This is a genomic window from Sinomonas sp. P10A9 (assembly GCF_041022165.1).
In the GTDB taxonomy this organism is placed as follows: domain Bacteria; phylum Actinomycetota; class Actinomycetes; order Actinomycetales; family Micrococcaceae; genus Sinomonas; species Sinomonas puerhi.
This window is the reverse complement of the sequence record NZ_CP163302.1, coordinates 786,150-808,043: the sequence shown is the minus strand read 5'-3', so window position 1 is coordinate 808,043 and position 21,894 is coordinate 786,150. Positions and strand designations below refer to the sequence as shown.

At 68.8% G+C, this 21,894-nt stretch carries 25 protein-coding genes and 1 tRNA gene; 10 read left to right on the top strand and 16 right to left on the bottom strand.

The window, feature by feature from the left end; all coding sequences use genetic code 11:
• From AB5L97_RS03715 to AB5L97_RS03700, 4 genes are all read right to left on the bottom strand, one after another.
• Nucleotides 1–747 (bottom strand): phosphoglyceromutase, encoded by a 747-nt coding sequence (locus AB5L97_RS03715; protein WP_307959125.1) that lies wholly within the window; start codon nt 745–747, stop codon nt 1–3.
• 104 nt (nt 748–851) lie between these two features.
• Nucleotides 852–1,592 (bottom strand): class I SAM-dependent methyltransferase, encoded by a 741-nt coding sequence (locus tag AB5L97_RS03710; protein ID WP_369046507.1) that lies wholly within the window; start codon nt 1,590–1,592, stop codon nt 852–854.
• 187 nt (nt 1,593–1,779) lie between these two features.
• Nucleotides 1,780–2,103 carry a DUF2516 family protein gene (locus AB5L97_RS03705; protein ID WP_307959124.1) on the bottom strand — a complete coding sequence of 108 codons (324 nt, stop codon included), beginning with the start codon at nt 2,101–2,103 and terminating at the stop codon, nt 1,780–1,782.
• Nucleotides 2,104–2,112: 9 nt separating this feature from the next.
• Nucleotides 2,113–3,282 (bottom strand): trans-sulfuration enzyme family protein, encoded by a 1,170-nt coding sequence (locus AB5L97_RS03700; RefSeq protein ID WP_307959123.1) that lies wholly within the window; start codon nt 3,280–3,282, stop codon nt 2,113–2,115.
• Between the two features lie 184 nt (nt 3,283–3,466).
• Between AB5L97_RS03700 and tmk the strand changes: the two genes are divergently transcribed.
• Genes tmk through AB5L97_RS03685 form a run of 3 tightly spaced genes read left to right on the top strand, consistent with a single transcriptional unit; the run spans nt 3,467 to nt 6,845 of the window.
• Complete coding sequence (gene tmk / locus AB5L97_RS03695; RefSeq protein WP_423246838.1) at nt 3,467–4,144, top strand: dTMP kinase; 678 nt, start codon at nt 3,467–3,469, stop codon at nt 4,142–4,144.
• Nucleotides 4,141–5,295 (top strand): DNA polymerase III subunit delta', encoded by a 1,155-nt coding sequence (locus AB5L97_RS03690; protein ID WP_307959121.1) that lies wholly within the window; start codon nt 4,141–4,143, stop codon nt 5,293–5,295. The genes tmk and AB5L97_RS03690 overlap by 4 nt, the downstream gene beginning before the upstream one ends.
• Nucleotides 5,292–6,845, top strand: coding sequence for an alpha/beta hydrolase (locus tag AB5L97_RS03685; protein WP_369046505.1), 1,554 nt, complete (start codon nt 5,292–5,294; stop codon nt 6,843–6,845). Before AB5L97_RS03690 ends, AB5L97_RS03685 begins: the two co-directional genes overlap by 4 nt.
• Nucleotides 6,846–6,870: 25 nt before the next feature.
• On the opposite strand, the gene AB5L97_RS03680 is transcribed toward AB5L97_RS03685, so the two are convergent.
• Nucleotides 6,871–7,590 carry an HAD-IA family hydrolase gene (locus tag AB5L97_RS03680; RefSeq protein WP_369046504.1) on the bottom strand — a complete coding sequence of 240 codons (720 nt, stop codon included), beginning with the start codon at nt 7,588–7,590 and terminating at the stop codon, nt 6,871–6,873.
• Between the two features lie 347 nt (nt 7,591–7,937).
• On the opposite strand from AB5L97_RS03680, the gene AB5L97_RS03675 reads away from it, so the two are divergent.
• Nucleotides 7,938–8,013 (top strand) — tRNA-Thr (locus AB5L97_RS03675).
• A gap of 62 nt (nt 8,014–8,075) precedes the next feature.
• Here the strand turns inward: AB5L97_RS03675 and AB5L97_RS03670 are convergent.
• From AB5L97_RS03670 to AB5L97_RS03625, 10 genes are all read right to left on the bottom strand, one after another.
• On the bottom strand, nt 8,076–9,191 hold the full coding sequence (locus AB5L97_RS03670; protein WP_369046503.1) for an AI-2E family transporter: 1,116 nt from the start codon (nt 9,189–9,191) through the stop codon (nt 8,076–8,078).
• A gap of 227 nt (nt 9,192–9,418) precedes the next feature.
• Entirely contained in the window at nt 9,419–9,778 is a 360-nt protein-coding gene (locus tag AB5L97_RS03665) for an SPW repeat domain-containing protein (protein ID WP_307959117.1), read from the bottom strand.
• Nucleotides 9,779–9,935: 157 nt separating this feature from the next.
• Nucleotides 9,936–10,418 carry a universal stress protein gene (locus AB5L97_RS03660; RefSeq protein ID WP_307959116.1) on the bottom strand — a complete coding sequence of 161 codons (483 nt, stop codon included), beginning with the start codon at nt 10,416–10,418 and terminating at the stop codon, nt 9,936–9,938.
• Between the two features lie 135 nt (nt 10,419–10,553).
• The gene (locus AB5L97_RS03655; protein ID WP_307959115.1) at nt 10,554–10,715 is read right to left on the bottom strand and encodes a Rho termination factor N-terminal domain-containing protein; all 162 of its coding nucleotides are present in this window, start codon (nt 10,713–10,715) and stop codon (nt 10,554–10,556) included.
• 141 nt (nt 10,716–10,856) lie between these two features.
• Nucleotides 10,857–11,432, bottom strand: coding sequence for a DUF6328 family protein (locus AB5L97_RS03650; protein WP_369046502.1), 576 nt, complete (start codon nt 11,430–11,432; stop codon nt 10,857–10,859).
• Entirely contained in the window at nt 11,413–11,682 is a 270-nt protein-coding gene (locus tag AB5L97_RS03645) for a DUF7218 family protein (RefSeq protein WP_307959113.1), read from the bottom strand. Before AB5L97_RS03645 ends, AB5L97_RS03650 begins: the two co-directional genes overlap by 20 nt.
• Before the next feature lie 84 nt (nt 11,683–11,766).
• Nucleotides 11,767–12,591, bottom strand: a complete 825-nt coding sequence (locus AB5L97_RS03640) for a sigma-70 family RNA polymerase sigma factor (protein WP_307959112.1) — start codon at nt 12,589–12,591, stop codon at nt 11,767–11,769.
• Nucleotides 12,592–12,637: 46 nt separating this feature from the next.
• Entirely contained in the window at nt 12,638–13,282 is a 645-nt protein-coding gene (locus tag AB5L97_RS03635; protein ID WP_307959111.1) for an SDR family oxidoreductase, read from the bottom strand.
• Between the two features lie 314 nt (nt 13,283–13,596).
• Entirely contained in the window at nt 13,597–14,544 is a 948-nt protein-coding gene (locus tag AB5L97_RS03630; RefSeq protein WP_369047345.1) for a DNA topoisomerase IB, read from the bottom strand.
• Between the two features lie 55 nt (nt 14,545–14,599).
• Nucleotides 14,600–15,313, bottom strand: coding sequence for a hypothetical protein (locus tag AB5L97_RS03625; protein WP_369046501.1), 714 nt, complete (start codon nt 15,311–15,313; stop codon nt 14,600–14,602).
• Nucleotides 15,314–15,425: 112 nt separating this feature from the next.
• Here AB5L97_RS03625 and AB5L97_RS03620 point away from each other — a divergent pair, with 112 nt between their 5' ends.
• Nucleotides 15,426–17,210 carry a glycoside hydrolase family 15 protein gene (locus AB5L97_RS03620; protein ID WP_369046500.1) on the top strand — a complete coding sequence of 595 codons (1,785 nt, stop codon included), beginning with the start codon at nt 15,426–15,428 and terminating at the stop codon, nt 17,208–17,210.
• Between the two features lie 18 nt (nt 17,211–17,228).
• Here AB5L97_RS03620 and AB5L97_RS03615 read toward each other — a convergent pair whose 3' ends face one another.
• Nucleotides 17,229–17,867, bottom strand: coding sequence for a response regulator transcription factor (locus AB5L97_RS03615; RefSeq protein WP_307959107.1), 639 nt, complete (start codon nt 17,865–17,867; stop codon nt 17,229–17,231).
• 118 nt (nt 17,868–17,985) lie between these two features.
• Between AB5L97_RS03615 and AB5L97_RS03610 the strand changes: the two genes are divergently transcribed.
• The 5 genes from AB5L97_RS03610 to AB5L97_RS03590 all read left to right on the top strand — a co-directional run bounded on the left by AB5L97_RS03610 (nt 17,986) and on the right by AB5L97_RS03590 (nt 21,893).
• Complete coding sequence (locus tag AB5L97_RS03610; protein ID WP_369046499.1) at nt 17,986–18,306, top strand: STAS domain-containing protein; 321 nt, start codon at nt 17,986–17,988, stop codon at nt 18,304–18,306.
• Nucleotides 18,293–19,006, top strand: coding sequence for a sigma-70 family RNA polymerase sigma factor (locus tag AB5L97_RS03605; protein WP_369046498.1), 714 nt, complete (start codon nt 18,293–18,295; stop codon nt 19,004–19,006). Before AB5L97_RS03610 ends, AB5L97_RS03605 begins: the two co-directional genes overlap by 14 nt.
• Nucleotides 19,007–19,162: 156 nt before the next feature.
• Nucleotides 19,163–19,615, top strand: a complete 453-nt coding sequence (locus tag AB5L97_RS03600; RefSeq protein WP_369046497.1) for a hypothetical protein — start codon at nt 19,163–19,165, stop codon at nt 19,613–19,615.
• Entirely contained in the window at nt 19,612–20,241 is a 630-nt protein-coding gene (locus AB5L97_RS03595; RefSeq protein WP_369046496.1) for a gluconate 2-dehydrogenase subunit 3 family protein, read from the top strand. The genes AB5L97_RS03600 and AB5L97_RS03595 overlap by 4 nt, the downstream gene beginning before the upstream one ends.
• Nucleotides 20,238–21,893: a GMC family oxidoreductase gene (locus tag AB5L97_RS03590; protein WP_307959102.1), complete on the top strand. Its 1,656-nt coding sequence runs from the start codon at nt 20,238–20,240 to the stop codon at nt 21,891–21,893. Before AB5L97_RS03595 ends, AB5L97_RS03590 begins: the two co-directional genes overlap by 4 nt.
• Nucleotide 21,894: the final 1 nt, after the last annotated feature.

Here is a 21,894-nt window from a genome sequence, read left to right as displayed (position 1 = left end):
TTACTTGCGGCCCTGGTTCTTGACCGCCTCGATCGAGGCGGCTGCGGCCTCGGGGTCGAGGTAGGTGCCCCCGGGGTTGGTGGGCTTGAAATCCTCGTCGAGCTCGTAGACGAGCGGGATGCCGGTGGGGATGTTCAGGCCCGCGATCTCGTCATCGCTGATGCCGTCGAGGTGCTTCACGAGGGCGCGCAGCGAGTTGCCGTGCGCCGTCACGAGGACCGTCTTGCCGCTCTTGAGGTCCTCCTTGATCTCCGACTCCCAGTACGGCAGGAGTCGTTCGAGGACGTCCTTGAGGCACTCAGTGCGCGGCATCGCGTCGCCGAGGTCCGCGTAGCGCGGGTCGCCCGCCTGCGAGAACTCCGAATCGTCCGCGAGGGGAGGCGGCGGGGTGTCGTAGGAGCGGCGCCAGACCATGAACTGCTCCTCGCCGAACTCGGCGAGCGTCTGGGCCTTGTCCTTGCCCTGGAGGGCGCCGTAGTGGCGCTCGTTGAGCCGCCAGGACCGCTTCACGTCGATCCAGCCGCGGTCCGCGACGTCGAGTGCGATGTTCGCGGTGTTGATCGCTCGCTTGAGGCGGGACGTGTAGAGGACATCCGGCAGAAGGCCCTTGTCAGCAAGCATCTGGCCGCCGCGGCGGGCCTCCTCACGGCCTTGGTCGTTGAGGTCCACGTCCACCCAACCGGTGAACAGGTTCTTGGCGTTCCATTCGCTGTGCCCGTGGCGCAGCAGGATGAGCGTGTAGGTCATGGGGCCATCGTATCCGGCAAGGGGCGGCCGCCGGGCCTCCGTGACGAACCCCCGAAATCACCCCGTGTGGGCCCGACATCACCCCGTGTAGACGGGGGGCCCGTTCAGCGGGGGCCGTCCGGCGCCACGGCCTCCCACGCAACCGTGAACTCCCCAAGCCGCCATCGACTGGGACCGTGAAGCACGGGCCAGCCGTCGGCCTTGACCGATCGGCACATCGCGAGCCAGCGCTGCCGCACCCCGAACGGCGCGAGCGGAGCGGCGGCCAGCCATGCGGCGTCGAGCGTCGAGAGGAAAGCGTGGACGCGCTCCCCCGGGACATTCCGGTGGATGAGCGCCTTCGGGAGGCGCTCCGCCACATCGGACGGGCGGTCGAACGAGCCGAAGCGCACGGCGAGGGACAGCGCGCGCGGCCCCGCGGCGTCGAGCGTCACCCACGCCGCGCGCCGACCGATCTCGTCGCACGTGCCCTCGATGAAGATTCCGTCGGGCGCGAGGCGGGAACGGACGAGGTCCCAGATGCCGGAGACGTCGGACTCCTCGTACTGCCGCAGCACGTTGAACGCGCGTACGAGGACCGGGCGGCCCTCGACGGGCAGCTCGAATCCGCCGACGCGGAAGTCGAGGCCATCGCGCTCGAGGGGCTTTGCGGCCGCAACCCGGCGTGGCTCGATCTCGATCCCCGTGAGCCTCAGGTCAGGGCGGACGTGGCGCAGGCGGGTGAACAGTTCGACGGCGGTGATCGGCGAGGCGCCGTAGCCGAGGTCGACGGCGTGCGGTCGGGGCGGGTGGGAGAGGAGGCGTCTGGCCTGGGTTCCCGTGATCCAGCGATCCACCCTGCGCATGCGATTGGGGTTCGTGGTCCCCCTGGTCACGTTGCCGACGACGCCGCGCCCTCTGTGCCCAGAAGCAGTCCGGACCGGCCTCGCCTTCTCCACCACGGAGATCAGCCTATCCGGGCGCAGCGGGCGGCTTCAGGCACGCTCGGCCCGATCTCCGCGTGAGGAGACCCGGCCTCGGCGGCGAGGGACGTCAGCGGCGGGCGACCGCGGGGCGGACGTCGGCGAGGTAGACGCCCGCAGCCGTGACGGCCGCGATGTTGAACAGTCCGTACCCACCGAAGCCGAAGATGAAGCCGCTGCCCTGGGGCAGGGCCAGACCGAGCAGGGTCACGAAGGCAGCTCCGCCCGTGAGCCCGAGCCAGAAGCCCTTGGTCCGCTTGAGGTTCGCCTCGAACGCGGGTCCCTTGCGGATGAGGCAGTCGATGAACCCCCACACCGCGACCCCGGCGCAGATCAGCCCGGTCACATAGAACGTGCCGTACTGGATCCATGCGATGAGGAATTTGCCGTCCACGAGATCAGCCTACAGCCCTGCGCCGAGGGCCTGATGGAGGTCTTCCCACAGGTCCTCGACGTTTTCGATTCCCACGCTGAGGCGCACGAGGCCCTCGGGGACGGTGAGCGGCTCGGCGGCGTGCCGGCGCCGCCGCTCGATCGTCGATTCGACGCCACCCAGGCTGGTGGCGGGAAGCCAGAGCGCGAGGCGGGCCACGAAGGCGTCAGCGGCCGCGGCGTCGTCGAGCTCGATGCTCACGATCGATCCGAAGCCGGTCAGCTGGGCCGCCGCCCGCTCGTGGCCGGGATCCGAGGGCAGCCCCGGGTAGCGCACACGCGCGACGGCGGGGTGCTCCTCGAGCCTGCGGGCGAGCTCCCCCGCGGTGGCCTGCGAGCGCTCGACCCGCAGCGCGAGGGTGCGGAGCCCGCGCAGCCCGAGCCATGCCTCGAAGGGGCCCGCGATGGCACCGTGGAGCGTGCGCTGCTGGTGCAGGCGCCCGCGCAGCTGCTCGCTCGCCGCGACGGCCACGCCGAGGAGCACGTCTGAGTGCCCGGCGAGGTACTTGGTCGCGGAATGCACGACGACGTCCGCACCCACCGCGAGGGGCTTCTGTCCCAGCGGGGTCGAGAACGTGTTGTCGACGATCGTCAGGACCCCGGCCGCACGCGCTGCGGCGACAAGTGCGGGGAGGTCCGCGACCTCCATCATGGGGTTGGTCGGGCTCTCGACCCAGAGCACGTCGGCGCCGTCAAGAGCGGCAGAAGCCGCCTCGGTGTCATCGATGTCCACTTCGAGGAGGGTGAGCTCTCCCCGCTCCGCCTTGAGCTGCGCGAGCCCGAGGGTGCCCGAGTACGAGTGCCGCGGGGCCACGAGCACGCCGCCCACCGGAACGAGGCTCATCGCCGCAGCGACCGCAGCCATTCCAGAGCTGAACAGGAGCGCCGGGAGGGGCGAGGCCTCGAGCTTGCCCAGAGCATCCTCGAAGGGATCCCACGTGGGATTCGAGAAGCGCGCATACCCCCGCGACCCCTCGCCGACCCCGCCGAGGCCCATGAACGTGGACGAGAGCACGATCGCGGGGTTCACCGGGGCATCCGGACCGCGCTCGGGCCTGCCCGCCGCGACGGTCAGGGTCTCGGGAGAAAGGGCGGCGAGGGCGGCGTCGTCGAGGTGGGGGTAGACGGGGTCAGAGGTCATGGTTCCCAATCTAGCCATCCGCAACGCCGCATCCGCAGTCGCCGTCATACCGGCCCGCTTGCGGCATGTCCTGATGCTGCGTTGACGAGGGCTGCGGACGTTGTCCACGCCAGGCCGCCCCCGGCCGGCCGGGCACTCAACCACCGGTAGGCTTGAGGCAGTGACTTCCCCCGGTGACCTCCCTATCCTTCCGCCCGCCCGCCCCGCTGCGCCGACCGCCCCGGGGCTCTTCGTCGCCTTCGAAGGCGGGGACGGAGCGGGCAAGTCCACGCAGGCGCGGCTGCTGGCCGAGACGCTCCGGGCCGAGGGCCGCGAGGTCCTGCTCACGAGGGAACCCGGCGGGACGGACATCGGAGAGAAGCTCCGTGCCCTCGTGCTCGAGCACGGGCATGGCGAGATCGATTCCCGCACCGAGGCCCTCATCTTCGCCGCCGCACGGGCCGCCCATGTCGCGCAGGCCATCCGGCCCGCACTGGCGAGGGGCGCCGTCGTGATCACGGACCGCTACATCGGCTCCTCCATCGTCTACCAGGGCGTCGCGCGGGGGCTCGGCGCCGAAGAGGTCCGCGGGCTCAACGACTGGGCGACCGAGGGACTCTGGCCGGACCTGACAGTGGTGCTGGACCTCGACGCGGCGCAGGGACGCGCCCGCCGCACCGCCGGAGACGCTGCCGAGGATCGCCTCGAGTCGGAGCCGGACGATTTCCACCACAGCGTCCGCGAGGCCTTCCTCGAGCTCGCCGCGGCGCACCCGGCGTCGTCCCTCGTGCTCGACGCCGCACGGCCCGCCGACGAGCTCGCCTCGGCCGTGGCCGAGGGCGTCCGCTCGGTGCTGCGCGCGGGAGACGGGACCCGCGCGTGACCGTCTGGGACGATCTGCGCGGCCAGGCGCCCGTGGTCGAACAGCTGCGCCGGGCGGCCGCAGGAGAAGGCCTCACGCACGCATGGCTGTTCACGGGGCCGCCCGGTTCCGGCCGGTCGACGGCCGCCAAGGCGTTCGCGGCAGCCCTCAACTGCGAGGTCGACGACGTCACGGCGCGCGGCTGCGGCGTGTGCCCGAGCTGCCATGCCGTACTCACGGAGACCCACCCGGATGTCGAGTTCGTGCGCACCGAGAAGGTCACGATCACGATCGACGAGGCCCGCGAGATGGTCGCCAAGGCCGGCGACCGGCCACAGACGGGCCGCTACCGCATCATCGTGGTCGAGGACGCCGACCGCATGGCGGAACGCACCACGAACGTGCTGCTCAAGGCGATCGAGGAGCCCACACCGCGCACGGTGTGGATGCTGTGCGCACCCTCGCCCGCCGACGTGCTCGTGACGATCCGTTCGCGCTGCCGGCCCGTCGGACTGCGGCTCCCCCCGGTGCAGGACGTCGCTGACCTGCTCGTGGAGCGCGACGGCGCCGACCCCGCCCTCGCGCTCGAGGCGGCACGCGCCGCCCAGAGCCACATCGGGATAGCCCGCAGACTCGCACACGATACCGCGGCCAGGGAGCGCCGTTCCGAGACGGTCCGCGCGCCGCTCGCGCTCGGGACCGTCTCCCAGGCCGTGGCCCTCGCAGAGAAGCTCGTCACGATTGCCACGGATGAGGCGACCGCGTCCAACGACGAGCGTGACGCCGCAGAACGCGCCAGGCTCCTCGAGACTCTGGGAGTCGCCGAGGGTGACAGGCTCCCGCCCTCCCTGCGGTCCCAGCTGCGCCAGCTCGAGGACGATCAGAAGCGCCGAGCCAAGCGCTCGGTGACCGATTCCCTGGACCGGACGCTCACGGACCTCCTCTCGTTCTACCGGGACGTGCTCATGGTCCAGCTCGACGGCGGCGTCGAGCCGGTCAACGCCGATCTCGGCGCCGAGATCCGCCAGTTTGCCGAGACGTCCACCCCTGAGGCCACGCTGGCCCGGATGGATGCCATCAACACCACCCGCCAGCGCATCACCACCACGAACGTCGCTCCGCTTCTCGCGGTCGAGGCGATGGCCGTGGCCCTGCTCCGAGGAGACCTGTGACGACCCCTGCTTCCCCGCGGCCCCGGTCGGGCTCGATGCTCGGCCCTGTGCTGGCAGCACTGGTCTCCGCACTACTTGTGCTCACGGGATGCACGCCGTCCACCGGGGGCGCGTCCCAGCCGAGCGGTGATGCGGCGGCCACCCAGGGAGCTCCCGCGGGACTCGAGCGGTTCTACACGCAGCCGGTGCAGTGGTCGCCGTGCGAAGGCGGCAAGTTCGAGTGCGCGACCGTTGAGGTCCCGGTCGACTACGCGAAGCCTTCGGCAGACACGGCAAAGCTGGCCCTCATCCGCCTCACGGGCCGCAACGCGAAGGCAAGCCTCCTGGTCAACCCGGGCGGGCCGGGCGGCTCGGGGTATGACCTGGTCAAGGACTCCGTGCAGACCATGTTCTCGGCCAAGCTGCTCGACGCATACAGCGTTGTCGGGTTCGACCCACGCGGCGTCAAGCGCTCCGCCCCGGTCACCTGCCTCAACGACACCCAGCGGGACGCGCTCCGGCAGGTCACGGCGGACCCCGAGACCGATGCCGGCCTGCAGGAAGAGTTCGCACAGCAGAAGCAGCTCATCGACGCGTGCGTCGCGAACACCGGACCGATGCTCGCCCACACCGACACGATCAGCGCCGCGAAGGACGTGGACGTCATCCGCGCCGCCGCTGCCCGCCAGGTGCAACTCGACTACCTCGGCTACTCCTACGGCACGTTCCTCGGTGCCACGTATGCGGGCCTGTTCCCGGACCGGGTGGGCCGTATGGTGCTCGACGGCGCGCTGGACCCGGCGTTGGGCAACCACGAGATCACGCTGGGCCAGGCCCGCGCCTTCGAGGCAGCCATCCACGCCTATGTCCGATCGTGCGTGTCCCAGTCAGACTGCCCGCTGTCCGGTCCGGAAGACAGCGCCGTCGCGCAGATCCAGACCCTGCTCACCTCGGTAAACGCCCATCCGATGTCCACGAGCAGCGGCCGGATCGTCAACAGCATCGACTTCGTCAACGGGTTCATCCTGCCCCTGTACAACGACAGCAACTACCCTGCCCTCACGCAGGCGCTCAAGGGCGCCCTTCGGGGGGACGGCAGCGGCATGCTGCGCCTCGCAGACATCGCCGCAGACCGTGAGCAAGACGGCACCTACAGTTCGAACAGCTCGTTCGCCTTCACGGCGTACAACTGCCTCGACTATCCCACCGACTCGACGACGGCCGGGATGCGGGCCGAGGCCGAGGAGCTCAAGCAGGCCTCCCCCACGCTCGGCGAGTTCTTTGCCTACGGAGGCGTGAACTGCCGTGACTGGCCCTACCAGCCCGTGCGCACGCCAGCGCCGGCGCACTACTCGGGCCATAGCCCGATCCTCGTGGTCGGCACGACGGGAGACCCGGCCACGCCGTACGAATGGGCCGGCAACCTGCGCAACGAGCTCGGGAACGCTGCCCTTCTGACGTGGAAGGGCGAGGGCCACACGGCCTACGGGCGCGGCTCGACGTGCGTCGACAACAACGTCGACGCATACCTCGTGGACCACAAGGCACCCGCCGACGGCGTGCACTGCTGAGCCGGCGCGCGCCCCTGAGGCGGGACTAGCTCAGGACCGTCGTGCGGACGGGCCAGAGGAGCCCCGGCACGTCGACGATCGAGGGCACGACGGCGTCCGCCTCCGCAGCACGGAGCTCATCTTCGGTGTTGGCGCCCGTGAGCACGCCGAAGGCTGCGCCAACACCGGCCCGGCGTCCCGACGTGATGTCCGCCACTGTGTCCCCGACGACCGCAACATCGCGGACGTCCTCGACGTCGAGGGCCAGGACGGCAGTGAGGATCATGTCAGGGTACGGGCGCCCGCGGCCTGCGTCCTCTGAACACAGGGAGAGATCGGCAAGCCCCATCCACCCGAGGGCCTCGAGGATGCTGTTCTGGGTGTGGCGGCCGAAGCCCGTGACGAGGCAGACCTTGAGCCCGTGGTCGCGCAGCACATGGACGGTGTCCTCGGCACCCGGGATCGGCCGGATGGCACCGTCGGCGATCATCGCGTCGTATGCCGCAGAGAAGGTGCGGGACGCCGCGTGGGCGGCGCCGACGTCGCCCGCGAAGATCGTCGCGAACAGTTCGGAGCGGTCCAGCCCCGCGCTTCGACGGGACCGGACCAGCGCGTCGTCGAGCCGGGCCCCCTGCACGCCGCGCTCCTGCAGGGCGCGCTCGACGGCGCGTTCAGCCGCGCCGCCGTCGGTCATCGTCGTGCCGTTCATGTCCAGCACGGCTAGACGCGTCTCGCGCTCGTGCGCGGACCGCAGGTGGAGCGTCACTGATCGGACCTCGTTCCTCTCGCAGGCCCCGGACCGGACCGGGGTTTCCCGAGCATCCCAGCCCGGCTCGTCGTGCGCCTGAACTCACCGCGTACACAGGGTGAACACGCTTGTTGCGCGGGCGGCGCACACTGCCTGCGAGACCGGCGGGCCACAAACTTCGACGAACTTGCGTCATAACGGTGCAGGCCGGGTATCTGAGTGTTCGGCGGCCGCCACGCTGGGGGTGGTGGCCGCCACCCACCTTTCGGGAAAGCGGGTTCGGGAAGGCTGAACCGTTTTGACCGCGAGCGGAGGACTCGACTAGAGTAGTTTCCCGGTGGTTCCGCCTCGCGGAGCACTGGAATGCCTCCTTAGCTCAGACGGTAGAGCGTCTCACTCGTAATGAGAAGGTCAGCAGTTCGATCCTGCTAGGAGGCTCCACAAACCCCTCTCAGACCCGCCCAAGCGGGACTGAGAGGGGTTTCTGCATCCCGTATTGCCCTCTAGGCAGGTCCTTCTCCCCCGGCAGACGCGGCTTCCCCAGGCTGCCCGTCCCGTCCCATCCACGTCTTGATGACGGTCCACGCTGTCGCGGTGACCGGCACGGCCAGCAGGGCCCCGATGATGCCGGCGAGGACCGTCCCGGAGGCGAGAGCGAGGATGATCGCGAGTCCGTGAATCGAGAGGACCTTGCCCATGAGGAAAGGCTGGAGCAGGTGGTGCTCGATCTGGTTCGCGGCAAGGACGACGATCAAGACGATGAGAGCCGTCACGGGGCCGTTCGAGATGAGGGCGACGCCGACCGCGAGCAGACCTGCGAGGGTTGCCCCGAGGATCGGGATGAACCCGCCGATGAACACGAAGACAGCCAGCGGGAGGGCCAGTGGAACACGCAGGATCAGCAGCCCCGTGCAGACGATGACCGCGTCGGCGGCGGCAATCAGGACGGTGCCGCGTACATAGCCGCCAAGGACAACCGTGCTGCGCTCCGCGGACAGACGGGCCGTGTCGCGCTGCGCGGGAGGCATGAATCCGAGCAGGAACTCGAGGATCTGCCTGCCGTCCTTGAGGAAGAAGAACAGAATGACGGCCATGAGGATGAGTGACGTGGCGATCTCGCCCGCGGTCCGGGCCCCCGTGAGAGCCTCGGCCCCGATGCCGCCCGAGGTGAAGAAGTGCTGGATTGAGTCGCGAGCCTGGGTAATCTGCTCGTCGCTGATCCGGACAGGCCCATTGTTGAGGAAGGCGTGGAGCTGTTCGAAGCCGGCCGTGAATCGGTCCGCCAGCTCGTGGGCCTGAGCCCGGACGAGGAACACGATCGCCGTGATGACCCCGCCGAACACGGCGAGGATCGCCACGAACGAGGTCAGTACAGCCAAGGCGCGCGGCCATCCGTGGGCATGGAGCCAGCCCACGAGCGGGGCAATGGCACAGGCAAGGATCGCCGCGATCAACACCGGGATGACGACGAGTGGGACTCTGAGCAGGATCCAGACAACCGCCCAGACCAGTGCCCCGACGGCGAGTGTCTGGATGGAGCGGATGCCCGCTCTTCCCAGACCGTCCGACCAGATCTCGGCGAGTTGCCGTCTGGGCGCGGTGGGCGTCGTATCAGCCATGGCCCTCTTCTCCAGCTAGTAGGGGCAAGCCTGATCAGCGTAGCGCCTCCGATCGATGTTCCTGCGGACCTTCTGGCCGCACCGACAACAAGCAGACGGTGCTCTGGCCGCGCCGTCGCGGCAATCCAATGCCATACTCTGTCTCAGACCCGCGACCAACATGCGGCCACGGAAGGGCCGCGGCCCCAAGGGGACCGCGGCCGGTGTGATGTGAAGAGATGACTCGCTCAGTGCGAAGGCATCACGCGATGATGCTGAGCGTCGATAGCCGGTTTGAAGGCTGCGGCTGTCGCTCCAGCGGCGATGATGCCAGCGATCCACGAGGTCCAGGACGCTCCCATGTGGGCGGTGTACATGCCCATCCACGGGGACGCGAAAAGCAGGACCCCGAACGCGCACTGCGCGTATTCGAGCCACGGCGTGCTCGGCATGGCCAGATTGGTGACCCCCGAGACGACCAGCAGAACACCGAACACGAGCATGAGCGATGTCGACGACGTGGTCTGCGTCGTCCACAACGTTGCAAGTGCCGCGTACAGGCCGGCTACGATCGCTACGTAGTCCTCCCAGCGCGTCCACTTCTTCATGGTTTGCTCTCCTCCCAACTTTCAACCCCCGGTCCCCCCGGGGGACTCGGTCAGTGCTGGTCGGTGCTTGCGCGCCGGCGCGAGAATCGCTGGCCGATTCCAGTACACGCCCGAGAATGCACCCTGTAAAGGGCACAAGGACCCTCGGGCGCATAGCTCACTCCTGCGGACCGGCCTTCTCCGCGTCGCCGGGAGCGTGGACCACCATCACTGGGCACTGTGCGTGCTCCGCGACGGCGCGACTCACCGACCCGAGCAGCAGTCCCATGAACCCGCCGAGACCTCTGGACCCCACCAGCACCATCGAGGCACCGCGGCTCGCATCGATGAGGACCTTGGCCGGAAAGCCCTCGACGACCTTTGCGGTGAGGGCCTCGGGGCGCTCGTCGCCGAATGCTTCGGTGAGTGCAGTCTCCAGGATCTCCCGCGCGTCATCCTCCGGATTCCACTCGACTCCCGTGTAGGGCGCGAACGCGACCCCGTTCGTCGGCGGGTGCCACGCTGCAATGGCCCGGATCGGGCCACCCACGGTCGATTCGAGGCGCGCTGCCCAATGCAGGGCAGCGATGGAGAGAGGAGACCCATCGACGCCGACCACGATGCCGCCGTCGCGGGGAGAGGATTCAGATGCTTCAGCCATGGGGCCGAGCGTACGGCAGCCGGCGGGGGCCAGCTAGGGACTTAGGCCAGTGCCGCGCGGACGCACGAAGGCCGGGCCACCAGCGACCAATCGTCGGTGCCCGGCCCTCAGTGCCTGAGGCTCAGCGAGTGAGCGTCAGTGCTTGCGGAGTGCCGCGATCAGGTCGGCCTTCCGCATCGATGAATACCCGTGCATTCCGACCTGCTTCGCCCGGGCACGCAGCTGCATGACCGTGCGGTCCTCGTACCGCACCACAGCTCCACCGCGACGCCCAGCCTTGGCTGCATTCTCTGCCATTGCCCTCTCCTGTCGATCGACGCGCACCCCGCCTCCGACCATCTCTGCGGGACACGCCCTTACCGTAGAGTGCCGTGCAAATCAAGCACAATAGCCGGCGAGTCGTTTTTTGACCTGAATGCGGCATCATGCAGCACAGGGTCACGGTGCCGTGCGTCCGTGCCCTGTGGCTCCGGGGTCCTCGGTCACGGCCTCCGTCTCAGGAAGTTCGGCAGGCTCGGGGATTCGCGTTATCGCAGCGGGAACGGCAAGGAACATGACGATGCACAGGACCCCTAGGCATCCCCCGGCCACCCACGACTGCCAGCGCCCCAGGACAACGTCGAAGATGAGCGCAGAGGTCCCTACGATGAGCACCGCCGCAAGCCCGAGGGCGACCTTGGCCGCCCACGCGCCGCTGGCAACCAGACGGTCCTTCACCTGCTTGCGGAACAGCCAGCGATGCACGCTCAGGGGAGTGAGCACCACCAGCAGCGCCACGGCTGACGTGGCCACCATGCTCAGATAGACCGTCCGCGAGTAGTCGTCCAAAACGGTGAAGCGGCTCTGGAAGGGCAGCGTGAGCAGGAAGCCGGCGACCAGCTGCAACCCCGTCTGAAGGATGCGGAGCTCCTGGAGGATCTCTGCCCAGTTGCGGTCCAGCTTCTCGGCATACGTCTCGCGCCGGTGGCGGAGCGCGTACCGTTCGGCCGACCGATCAGTGGTTTCGGATGGCATCGATGAGCTCGCTCTTGCGCATCGACGAGTAGCCCTTCAGGCCGAGCTCCTTCGCGCGGTCACGGAGCTCATCCACCGTGCGGTCCTCGTAGTCCTCGGCCTTCCCGCCGCGGCGCCCCACCCTGCCTCGGCCCTCCTTGGCAGCCGCGTTCGAGATCCGGGCAGCCTTCTCCTTGGAAGCACCGTCGGCGCGCAGCTCCTCATACATCTCCGGATCCTTGATGCTCGGAGGGGTCTTCTGTTCCGGCATGACGGCACTCCTTTCGTCTGGGGCCCTGGACAGGATGTGGGTCCGCACATCCTGTTTCCCCCTGCAGTGCCGTTCACACTTCTTCTAAGCGGCCATCCGGCGGCGCAACCGGCCAAGGAGCCGCCCGAGCAGGCGTGAAACCTGCATCTGGCTCACGCCGAGTTCGTGGGCAATCTCGGTTTGGGTCATCTCGTCGACGAAGCGCAAGCTGAGCAGCCGCTTGTCCGCGTTTGAGGCGTCGGAGAGCGCCTCTGCAAGGTCATCCAACTGCTCGACCCGCTCGTACCCGGGATCCTTGCTGCCCAGAATCACGGTGATGCGGCGTTCCTCGGGGTTATCGGAGATGTCCCCGTGCTCGACAGGCCGACCCACCATCGCGGCATCCGCAATCTGGGCCTCGGCCACGTCGCTCGCGGAGATCCCCGCGGCGGTACTGAGCTCCGCTGTAGAGGGATCGTGGCCGAGCTCCTGCGCGAGCTTCGGCCGCAGGGCGTTGACCTTGAGTCTGAGCTCCTGGAGGCCCCGCGGGGGCCGGACCACCCACGACTGATCGCGCAGGTACCGCTTGAGCTCTCCCGTGATCGTCGGGACCGCGTACGGCACGAATCCGTGGCCAAGCGATTCACGGTACCGGTGGGCGGCCTTGACAAGGCCAAGTCGCGCTACCTGCCGCAGGTCGTCCGGATCGTGTCCAGCGCATCGAAACCGCCGCGCGAGCGCGTCGGCGACTCCAAGGTACTCGATGGCGAGCTTGCCGGCGGTCCGTGTCATCACGGCCGCGAGGGGCGCCACGGTGCGGCGCTGGGAAACCATCGGCGATGTTGTCGGCGTCCCGCTTGGAGTGCCGACCAAGGTCAGGTCGAAAGGCGTGGTGGGCAGGATGTCCTGCTGTTGCTGAACGTACGTCATGCGAGTCCTCCTCGCTGGGGGTGGGAGCAGTGGCCGTATCGGTCTGCTAGGCGACCCCTTCCGCGGGGCACGGCCCGGGAGAGTCAGCCGTGCGTGTCACCGATATCACCGATCCCGAGACGTATCGCGAGCTCTCGGACGCGAGGTAGACGAGTGCATCGAACTGCGCGGCACCGGCGGCAGAGTCGCCGTCGTCGTGTGTGTGAAGCGCGGCCTCGACAGCGGGTTCGAGGGAAGGACCGCCCAACACCACGTTCGCCCTGATACCCCGCTCGGCGAGGAACGCGGCCAAGTCCTGAGTCGTGTCGACGACAGCGGCCGCGAGCGCAAGGTGCGCGGACGTCAGCGTGCGGACGGAGAGCGAGACCACATTGATGATGCTCGCCCCCGCCGTCATAGCGGCCAAGGCTGCCTCGGTGGTGGTGAGGAGACGTTCCATGGACCATTCGAGGGCTCTCTCGACCTCGGGCGACCGACGGTCCGGGTCTGGGTTGTCCCCGGGGAGGGACGCGGGCCCAATATTCACGAGCACATCGAGGCCGCCGAGCTCACGCACTGCAGCATCGGCCTCGGACATGCCAGATGGCTCGTGGGTGGGGGTGCTGTGGATCCTTTGGACAACAGCGCCTGCGTGCTCAAGCACGGCACCGATCCTCGTGGCGAGTTCGGTGTCCTCTCCCGTGACGAGCACACGGCGCCTTCCTAATCGCGCCGACTGGACCATAATGACTATCAACTCCGATGTCAGCTGTACATAGCGGATGTTCCAATGGCCAGCTGCTCGATTCCTCATCCACCGTAGGCACGAGCGCGCTCTTGCTTCAATGCCCCAAACGACAGCTTCACTGGCGCTCGGCGTATCGAAGTAACCGAAAGTGTTGTGATTCGTCCGCGGGGCGGCCTCGACCCCTGCCGACGTGGAGGGCGGCACTGGCCGGTGCCAACGTAGAGGCTGGACCTCCCTCGCGGCAGTTTTCGGTGTCTCGGCACCGCGGGTGCTTGCCCTCACCTGCCTGGCCCCTTTCTCGGGGTCGACTCGAGCAGCTCGGCCAGGACGGCGTCGGAAACCTGCTCGTGGCCCGTGGGCATCCGGCCCTCGTGGTATGCGAGGAGGAGGCGCGGATCGAGGTAGGACCCACGTGCCACAGCAGGGGTGTTGTGGAGCCACTCGGCCGCCTCGGCAACCGCGGCACGCCACGCTGAATCTGCGTCCGCGTCGCGGGTGCCTGCCCGGACCAAGGCCTCAGCCGCGACTGCCGTACCCCGCCACGTCCTCAGGTCCTTGGCGCTCGCCCCGATACCGGCTTTGCTCCTCAGGTACCCGTTCAGGGCGGCAGCGCTGATGGGCTGGAAGCCCGTTTCGGTGTCGAACCCGATGGTCCGGCCCCGTGCCGTGCCCGTAGGGCACGCGGCGAGATAGGCGGCCAAGTCGGCGTCCTCGACCTCGAGGTACCAGTGGATACCAGACTTTCCGGGGAAGTCAAAGGCGACCAGATCGCCGTCAAGCGTCACATGGCGGCGCTGCAGGCTGGTCACGCCGAACGAGCCGTTCTCGCGCGCGTAGCGGCTGCTTCCCACGCGGAAGCCGGCCCGGTCCACGAGCCGCAGCGCGGCCGCGAGGGCCTGCTCGCGGGCTCCGCGGCGACCTCGGAGATCCTCCGTGACAGCGCGACGGATCGCCGGCAGCCGGCGGGCGAGCTCCACGGCACGATCAAATTTCCGGACGTCCGCCCGCTCGCGCCAGAGCCGGTGGTACACATACTGTTTCCTGCCGGCCGCGTCGATTCCGGTGGCCTGGACTCGGGCTCTCCCCGACCGGGCGATCCGAACCTTCCGCCACGCGGGAGGCACGGCCAAGTCCGCGATCCGAGCGAGCGTCTCCGGGTCGCTGACCCGCCGGCCGTCCCCGTCCCAATAGGTGAACCCGGCTCCCGCGCGGCGTCGGACTACCATGCCGCGTGCCGGACGCCGGCGACGCGTCATCTCAGGCACCGTTCGTGGTTCAAGCTCACCGGTGGTCGCGGCGCGACCCAGTCTCGCTCGGGTCAAGGTCGCGCTCATGGGTGCCGTCGTCGGCCGTATGGGTGCCGTCGTCGGCGGCATGGGTGCCGTGATGTTCGGCGCGGCGGTCACCCAGACGCTCGCCAGTAGCGCTGCCATCGTCCGCGGTACGGCGGTCATGGGCAGGGTCGCCTTCGGCGGCGCGGTCGTGTTCGGCCCGGCGGTCACCCAGACGCTCGCCAGTAGCGCGGCCATCGACCGCGGTACGGCGGTCATAGGTAGGGTCGTTTTCGGCGGCGCGGTCGTGTTCGGCGCGGCGGTCAGGCTGACGGTCGGCAGCAGTGTGGCCGTCGTCGGCGGTCCGGCGATCGCTATCACTGCTCCGGTCGGGGTCGAGCTCATCCGCCTTCCGGCGTTGCTCCTCGATCCGCGCGCGGGCGTCCGCCGCGCCTTCACTGCGATCCCGGGCCTCCTGCCGGAGACGGGCGGCCTCGACGTCAGCCCTCTCCGCCCGAGCCCGAGCCTCCAGGCTCTTCGCTTCCCGGTCGCGCACCTCGATCTCGCGGCGCGCGGCTTCAGAGCGCATCTCGTCGGCCCGCTGACGCAGGTTCTCACGGTGTGCCTCAGAACGACGCCGCCCGACCACCACGGCCGCGATAACTGCGATGACGACGATGATCGCGACAATGACGATGAGCCATATGAGCTGAGTGGAATTCATCGAGCACCTCCTGTGGGGTGGGTTTTTCTCTGGCATTACCCGAATCCTCGATACCCAACCCACCACGCTCGGCCGCTGCCTCCTCCGGGAAGTGCTTGGTATGGTGCGACTCATGTCGCGGATCGAGGACTACGCACTGCTCGGTGACCTCCAAACCGCTGCCCTGGTGGGCCGCGACGGCTCGATCGACTGGCTCTGCCTCCCCCAGTTCGACTCGCCGTCCTGCTTCGCCGCGCTCCTCGGGACCCCGGACCACGGGCGGTGGCGCCTCGCGCCTGAAGATGCAGGGGAATGCACATCCCGCCGGTACCTCCCCGACACCCTCGTGCTGGAGACGACGTGGGAGACGGACGACGGCGCGGTGCGCCTCATCGACTTCATGCCGCCTCGCGATGACGTCGTCGACATCATCCGGATCGTCGAGGGCCTGCGAGGCGAAGTCGCCATGGAGATGGACCTCGCGCTGCGGTTCGACTACGGCCATGTAGTGCCCTGGGTACGGCGCCGCGGTGGAGTCCTGCACGCGATCGCCGGCCCCGATGCGGCCTACCTGAGCACGGCGGCGCCGCTGAAGGGCCACGACTTCCGGACGCGAAGCTCGTTCACAGTGCGCGAGGGCGAACGCGTCCCGTTCGTCCTCACGTGGCGGCCCAGCCACGAGCCGTACACGCCCCGACCCGATCCCGAGGCCTCACTCAACCGCACGGTCTCGTTCTGGGAGGAATGGTCCCGGCGCTGCGCGGTCTCCGGGATGTACCGGGACGCGGTGGTCCGCTCGCTCATCACGCTCAAGGCCCTCACGTTCGAGCCGACCGGCGCGATCGTCGCGGCCGCCACGACCTCGCTCCCCGAGTCGATCGGACACGAGAGGAACTGGGATTACCGCTACTGCTGGCTGCGGGACGCGACACTCACGCTCCAACCGATCCTCGCCACCGGCTACACCGACGAGGCCGTCGCATGGCGCGAATGGCTCCTGCGCGCCGTCGCCGGCGATCCCGCGGACCTGCAGATCATGTACTCGATCACGGGCAAGCGGCGTCTCCCCGAGGCGACCCTCGACTGGCTTCCGGGCTACGAGAACTCCGCGCCGGTGCGCACCGGCAACGCCGCCGCGGGTCAGCTCCAGCTCGATGTCTGGGGCGAGGTCCTCGACGTGCTCGCCCTGACACGCAACTCTCTGGGCAGCGATGATGCCTGGGACCTTCAGACGGCTCTCATGGATCACCTCGCCACAGCGTGGAGGCAGCCGGACAACAGCCTGTGGGAGATGAGGGGCCCGCGGCGGCACTTCACGCACTCGAAGGTTATGGCATGGGTCGCTGCCGACCGCATGGTCAAGGGGATCACCGACTCGGGCCTCAAGGGGCCGCTCGAAAGGTGGAGGGGCGTGCGGGACGAGATCCGCGAGGATGTCCTCGCCAATGGTCTCGATCCCATGGGGACGCACTTCGTCCAGTCATATGGCTCAACGGAGGTCGATGCAGCACTCCTGCTCATCCCCCGGGTCGGTTTCCTGCCGTACGACGACCCGCGCGTCGTCGGCACCGTCGAGGCCGTCCAGCAGGAGCTGAGCGTCGACGGGTTTCTCCTGCGATACCGGACGTCCTCCGGTGCGGACGGACTGGCGGGCGATGAGGGCGTATTCCTCGCATGCTCGTTCTGGCTCGTGACCGCGCTCGTCGGAATTGGCCGTGCCGAAGAGGGCCGGAAGATCTTCGAGCGCCTCATCAGCCTCCGCAGCGACGTGGGCCTGCTCAGCGAAGAGTACGACCCGAACGAGAATCGGCAGCTGGGAAACACACCTCAGGCCTTCAGCCACTTCGGTCTTATCAACGCCGCGATGGCGCTTGAGCTCGGCACGCCTTCGAGCGACGAACCGCTGGCCGGAGCGTAGGCCCGCCGGAGTGGGGAACTATGCCCTCGGGTGCCGAATCTGTCCCCTGTCCGGCCGGAAGCCATGCTCGATCCCCCAGAGGATCGCGTTGGCCCGGTTGGTCACGCCGATCCGGCGGTAGCAGCTGCGGATGTACGTCTTGACGGAGTTGATCGACAGGAGCGTCTGTTCGACGATCTCGGCGTTGCTGAGCCCCTGGGTGATCAGAGCGAGGACTTCGGCTTCCCTCTGGGTGAGGCCCTCTTCCCTGCCGGGCCAGTCTCCGCCCACCACCGTGACCGCCTTCTTCGGCTTGATCAACTGGGCGTGCTCGCCGCTGTATACCGCCTTCAGCGCGTCCACCAACTGCCGGGCCGAGAGCGCCTTGGAGAGATACGCGCTTGCTCCGTTGGCGAGCGCTGCTGCTACCAGGCCCGGATTCATGTTCCACGAGTAGACGACGACCTTGCCCGCGCGAGGATTCAGTGACAGGCGGTGCACGTTCGGGCGGTCGCCCTGGGGGCTCGCGAACGTGTCATAGAGCGTGATGTCGACCGGCAGCCCCACGTCCTCCCGCAGATCGAGTTCCACGACCTCGACCTCCGCCCTGTAGGTCCGCAGCATCGAGGCCACGCCTCGCACCACCACCTCGTAGTCGTTGACCAACGCAACCCGCATACCTTCATGGTCCCACCAGCGGCTCCTATAAATACACCCCCAGGGGTGAATAAACGGACCCCGAATCCCCGTAGCGTACCGAGGGCTGGCGATCCCGCCGGTGTGAGAAGGAGGGACCATGATTCGGAGAGAAGATTCCGCACCGGCACCCGGTGCGGAGGCCCGGCAAACCACCGTTCGGCTTCAGGGACGGCTCGATGCGGGGACGGGCAACGAGGTCCTCCACCGGCTCCTTGCGGCCCTCGGCCCGGGATCAATGCTGTTGGTCGACCTCTCTGGCGTCGAGGCCGTCGAGGCTGCGGGGGCAGAGATCCTTGCGGCGGTTCGCCGGCAGGCCCTGCTCCTCGGAGGCGATCTCCGGGTCACTGGCGCCGCGGCCCACCCGCTGTTCGCGTTGGTCGACGCCGGGCCGGAGGACTCGGCCCATGATCGCGGCTGAGACGTCAGCGCAGAGCCCGCCACGGCAGGCGCTCGTCGTGGAATACCTGGGCCTCGCCGATGCCCTCGCCCGGCGCTTCCGGCGCACGGGCCACGATCAGGAAGACCTGCGCCAGGTCGCACGCCTGGGGCTCGTCAAAGCCGCCCAGAGGTACCGGGAGGACGGCGGCCCGGGATTCGTCCAGTACGCGGTCCCGACGATCACCGGCGAGCTCAAACGCTACGTTCGTGACCAGTCATGGACAGTGCGGCCACCGCGGTCGCTCCAGGACCTGCGGCTGAAGGTCAACGCGCTGCGCGGACGGCTCACCCAGGAATACGGGCGGGATCCATCGGCTGCGGAACTGAGCGAGGCAGGGGGGATCTCCACCGCCCAAGTGGCCGAGGCCCAGCTCGCGAGCGCGGCAATGGTCGGTGTGCCGATCGACGACGGCGAGCCGTCTGGGGACCCGAGCGAGAGCCGTCAGACAAAGGCGGTCATCGGATCCGAGGACCCTGCGTATGGGCACGTCGAGGAGATGGACGTGCTTTCGGGCGCACTCGCGGACACGACAGAGTACGAGAAGACGCTGATCTACTTGCGCTTCTTCCGCGGAATGACTCAGGACGAGATCGCCCGGACGCTCGGCGTAAGCCAGATGCAAGTGTCTCGGCTGCTGTCCAGACTGCTCGACCGGCTCCGGCGGCGGATGGACACCTGAGTCTGCGGAAGGCGTTTCAGACCGCGCTGCGACGGGTAGGGCCCCCGAAGGAGAAGACCGGGAGGCCACCCCGGTCTGCGACGGAAGGAAGACGCCCATGCGCATCCTCACATTCGGGACAGGCGCGGTGACACGCCGTTCGAAGGTCTCGCCGGCATGACCCTGCACAAGACACCCACCGTACACGGCATCCAGAGGCTCGTCCGCAACGTCGAGACGGGCCGGTTCGAACGCACCCTCTCCGGCCTCACCGCCGCTGGAGCCCTTGTCACGGCCGCGGAGATCTACCTCGAACACGACCGTGCAAGCTTCGGGAACCCGTGGATGTGGGCGCCCGTCGTGCTGGGCCCGATCGGCGCGGCGGCGGGGGTCGCCGGCGTGGCGAGCGCCCGGATGGCCCACACTGCCCTCCCCCTCGCGAGCGCGGTCATTATCGCCAACGGACTCCAGGGCACCTACCTCCACCTCCGAGGGATCGCCCAGCGCCCCGGCGGGTTCAAGGAGTTCCGCTACAACGCGGAGGTTGGGCCGCCCCTGCTCGCCCCACTGCTGGTGACGCTCGTGGGCGGGATGGGGCTGCTCGCGTCCCTGCTGAGGCGCGAGCCATGAGTCTGCCGGCTCCCGCGCCCGACGGCGCACGCAGGTTCCCGGGGCAGAGCTCGCTCGAGCAGCAGGACCACTGGGACGAGGCGACGACTGCCCTCGTCCTCTCCCGCGTCGACCGGCCGCCCGAGGTCGCCTTCTTCACAGCGCCGGAGGAGTGCATCGCCGCAGCACTCCTCGACAGGCTCCTTGGGCACGAGGGCGAACCGCGCGTGCCCCTTGTGAACTTCGTTGACGCCCGGCTCGCCTTGGGCGAGACCGACGGGTGGCACTATGCAGATCTCCCGGAGGACGGCGAGGTGTGGCGCCGCTCGGTCCGCCACCTCGACGAGGACGCCCGCGAGCGCTATGGCATCGGGTTCGCCGATGCCACGTCCGTCCAGCAGGACGCGATCCTCGCTGCAGTGAAGGACGAGCAGGACTCGTGGCACGGGCTCCCCGCAGGCCAGCTCTGGAACCTGTGGCTGCGCTACGGATGCACGGCCTTCTACTCGTCGCCGCACGCGTGGGACGAGATAGGCTTCCCCGGCCCGGCCTACCCGCGCGGATACGGGAATCTGGGCCTCGACCGCCGCGAGCGCTTCGAAGTACGGGACGCACGTCCCGGCGAGGCTGCGGGCGGAACAGCGTGAGCTCGCTGCGTGCGGTGCGAGGCCGCAACGAATCCGCATGGCTCCTGCCCCTGGCGGCTCCGGACGTCGCGCAGAGCATGAAGCACCATTCGGACGACGACGAGGTGGACCTCGTGATCGTCGGCTGCGGCGCTGGCGGGTCAACTCTCGCCCAGCGCCTCGCCCGGGCAGGATGGAGCGTCGTCGTGCTCGAAGCCGGACCGTTCTGGGAGCCGGACCGGGACTGGGTGAGCGACGAGGCAGGATCCCACAAGCTCTACTGGACCGAGCCCCGCGTGATCGACGGCGACGATCCGATCCCGCTCGGCTCGAACAACTCGGGACGCGGCGTAGGCGGCTCGATGGTCCACTTCGCGGGCTACACGCCGCGCTTCCACCCCAGCGACTTCCGCACCGAGACCCTCGACGGAGTTGGCGCCGACTGGCCTCTCGCCTACGAGGACCTCCGGCCGCATTACGAGGACATTGAGGAAGAACTGCCCGTAGCGGGCCAGGACTGGCCTTGGGGCGACCCCCACCGCTACCCCCACAGCCCGCACCCCGTGGGCGGCAACGGCGAGGTGTTCCTCCGCGGGGCCCGTGCCTGCGGGATCGAGGCGCGCGTGGGCCCGGTCGCGATCTCGAACGGCCGGTTCGGGCATCGCCGGCACTGCATCTACCGTGGCTTCTGCCTCCAGGGGTGCAAGGTCGATGCGAAGGCCTCGCCGCTCATCACCCACGTTCCGGACGCCTTGGCGCACGGAGCCGAGGTCCGCGCTGACTCCATGGTGACCCGAGTCGCCGTCGACCCCCGCACCGCTCTGGCGACGGGGGTGCATTACGTGCGCGACGGCGTCGAACGCTTCCAGCGCGCACGCAATGTCGCGGTCGCCGCCTACTCGATCGAGACGCCGCGGCTCCTGCTCAACTCGGCCTCGCAGCGGTTCCCGGACGGGCTGTGCAACGACCACGACCTCGTGGGCCGCTACCTCATGGTGCAGGGCGCGCCGCAGACCGGCGGGCGCTTCTCCCAAGAGGTGCGCATGTACAAGGCGCCGCCGCCCGAGGCGAGCACCGAGGAGTTCTACGAGACCGATCCGTCCAAGCCCTACAGGCGCGGCTACTCGATCCAGACGGTCTCGCCCCTGCCCATCGCGTGGGCCGAGCACGTTGCGGCGCAGGGACACTGGGGCGCCGAGCTGCGCCGCCGGATGACCGACTACGTGCACTGGGCGTGCCTCGGCGCGCTGTGCGAGTTCCTGCCCCTGCCTGAGAACCGAGTCACGCTCGATTCCGAGACGGACCACCGAGGGATGCCGGTGGCCCACGTGACCTACAGCCGCTGCGGCAATGACCACCGGCTCATGGCGGCGGCCCGGCAGACCATGGAACAGATCATGACTGCCGCAGGGGCGAGCGAGGTCATGACGATCGAGCGCTACGCCCACCTCGTGGGTGGTGCGCGGATGGCCGCAGATCCGCAGCACGGTGTGGTCGACGCCGACTCCCGGACGTTCGCAGTACCGAACCTCCTCATCACCGACGGCAGCATCCTCCCCACCCAGGGCAGCGCCAACCCGGCGCTGACCATCATGGCCCTCGCCGCAAGAACGGCTGCCCGGCTCGCTGCCGGAGCCCGCGGGGGCCTACGCCGACCAGCAAAGGAGAGCTGAC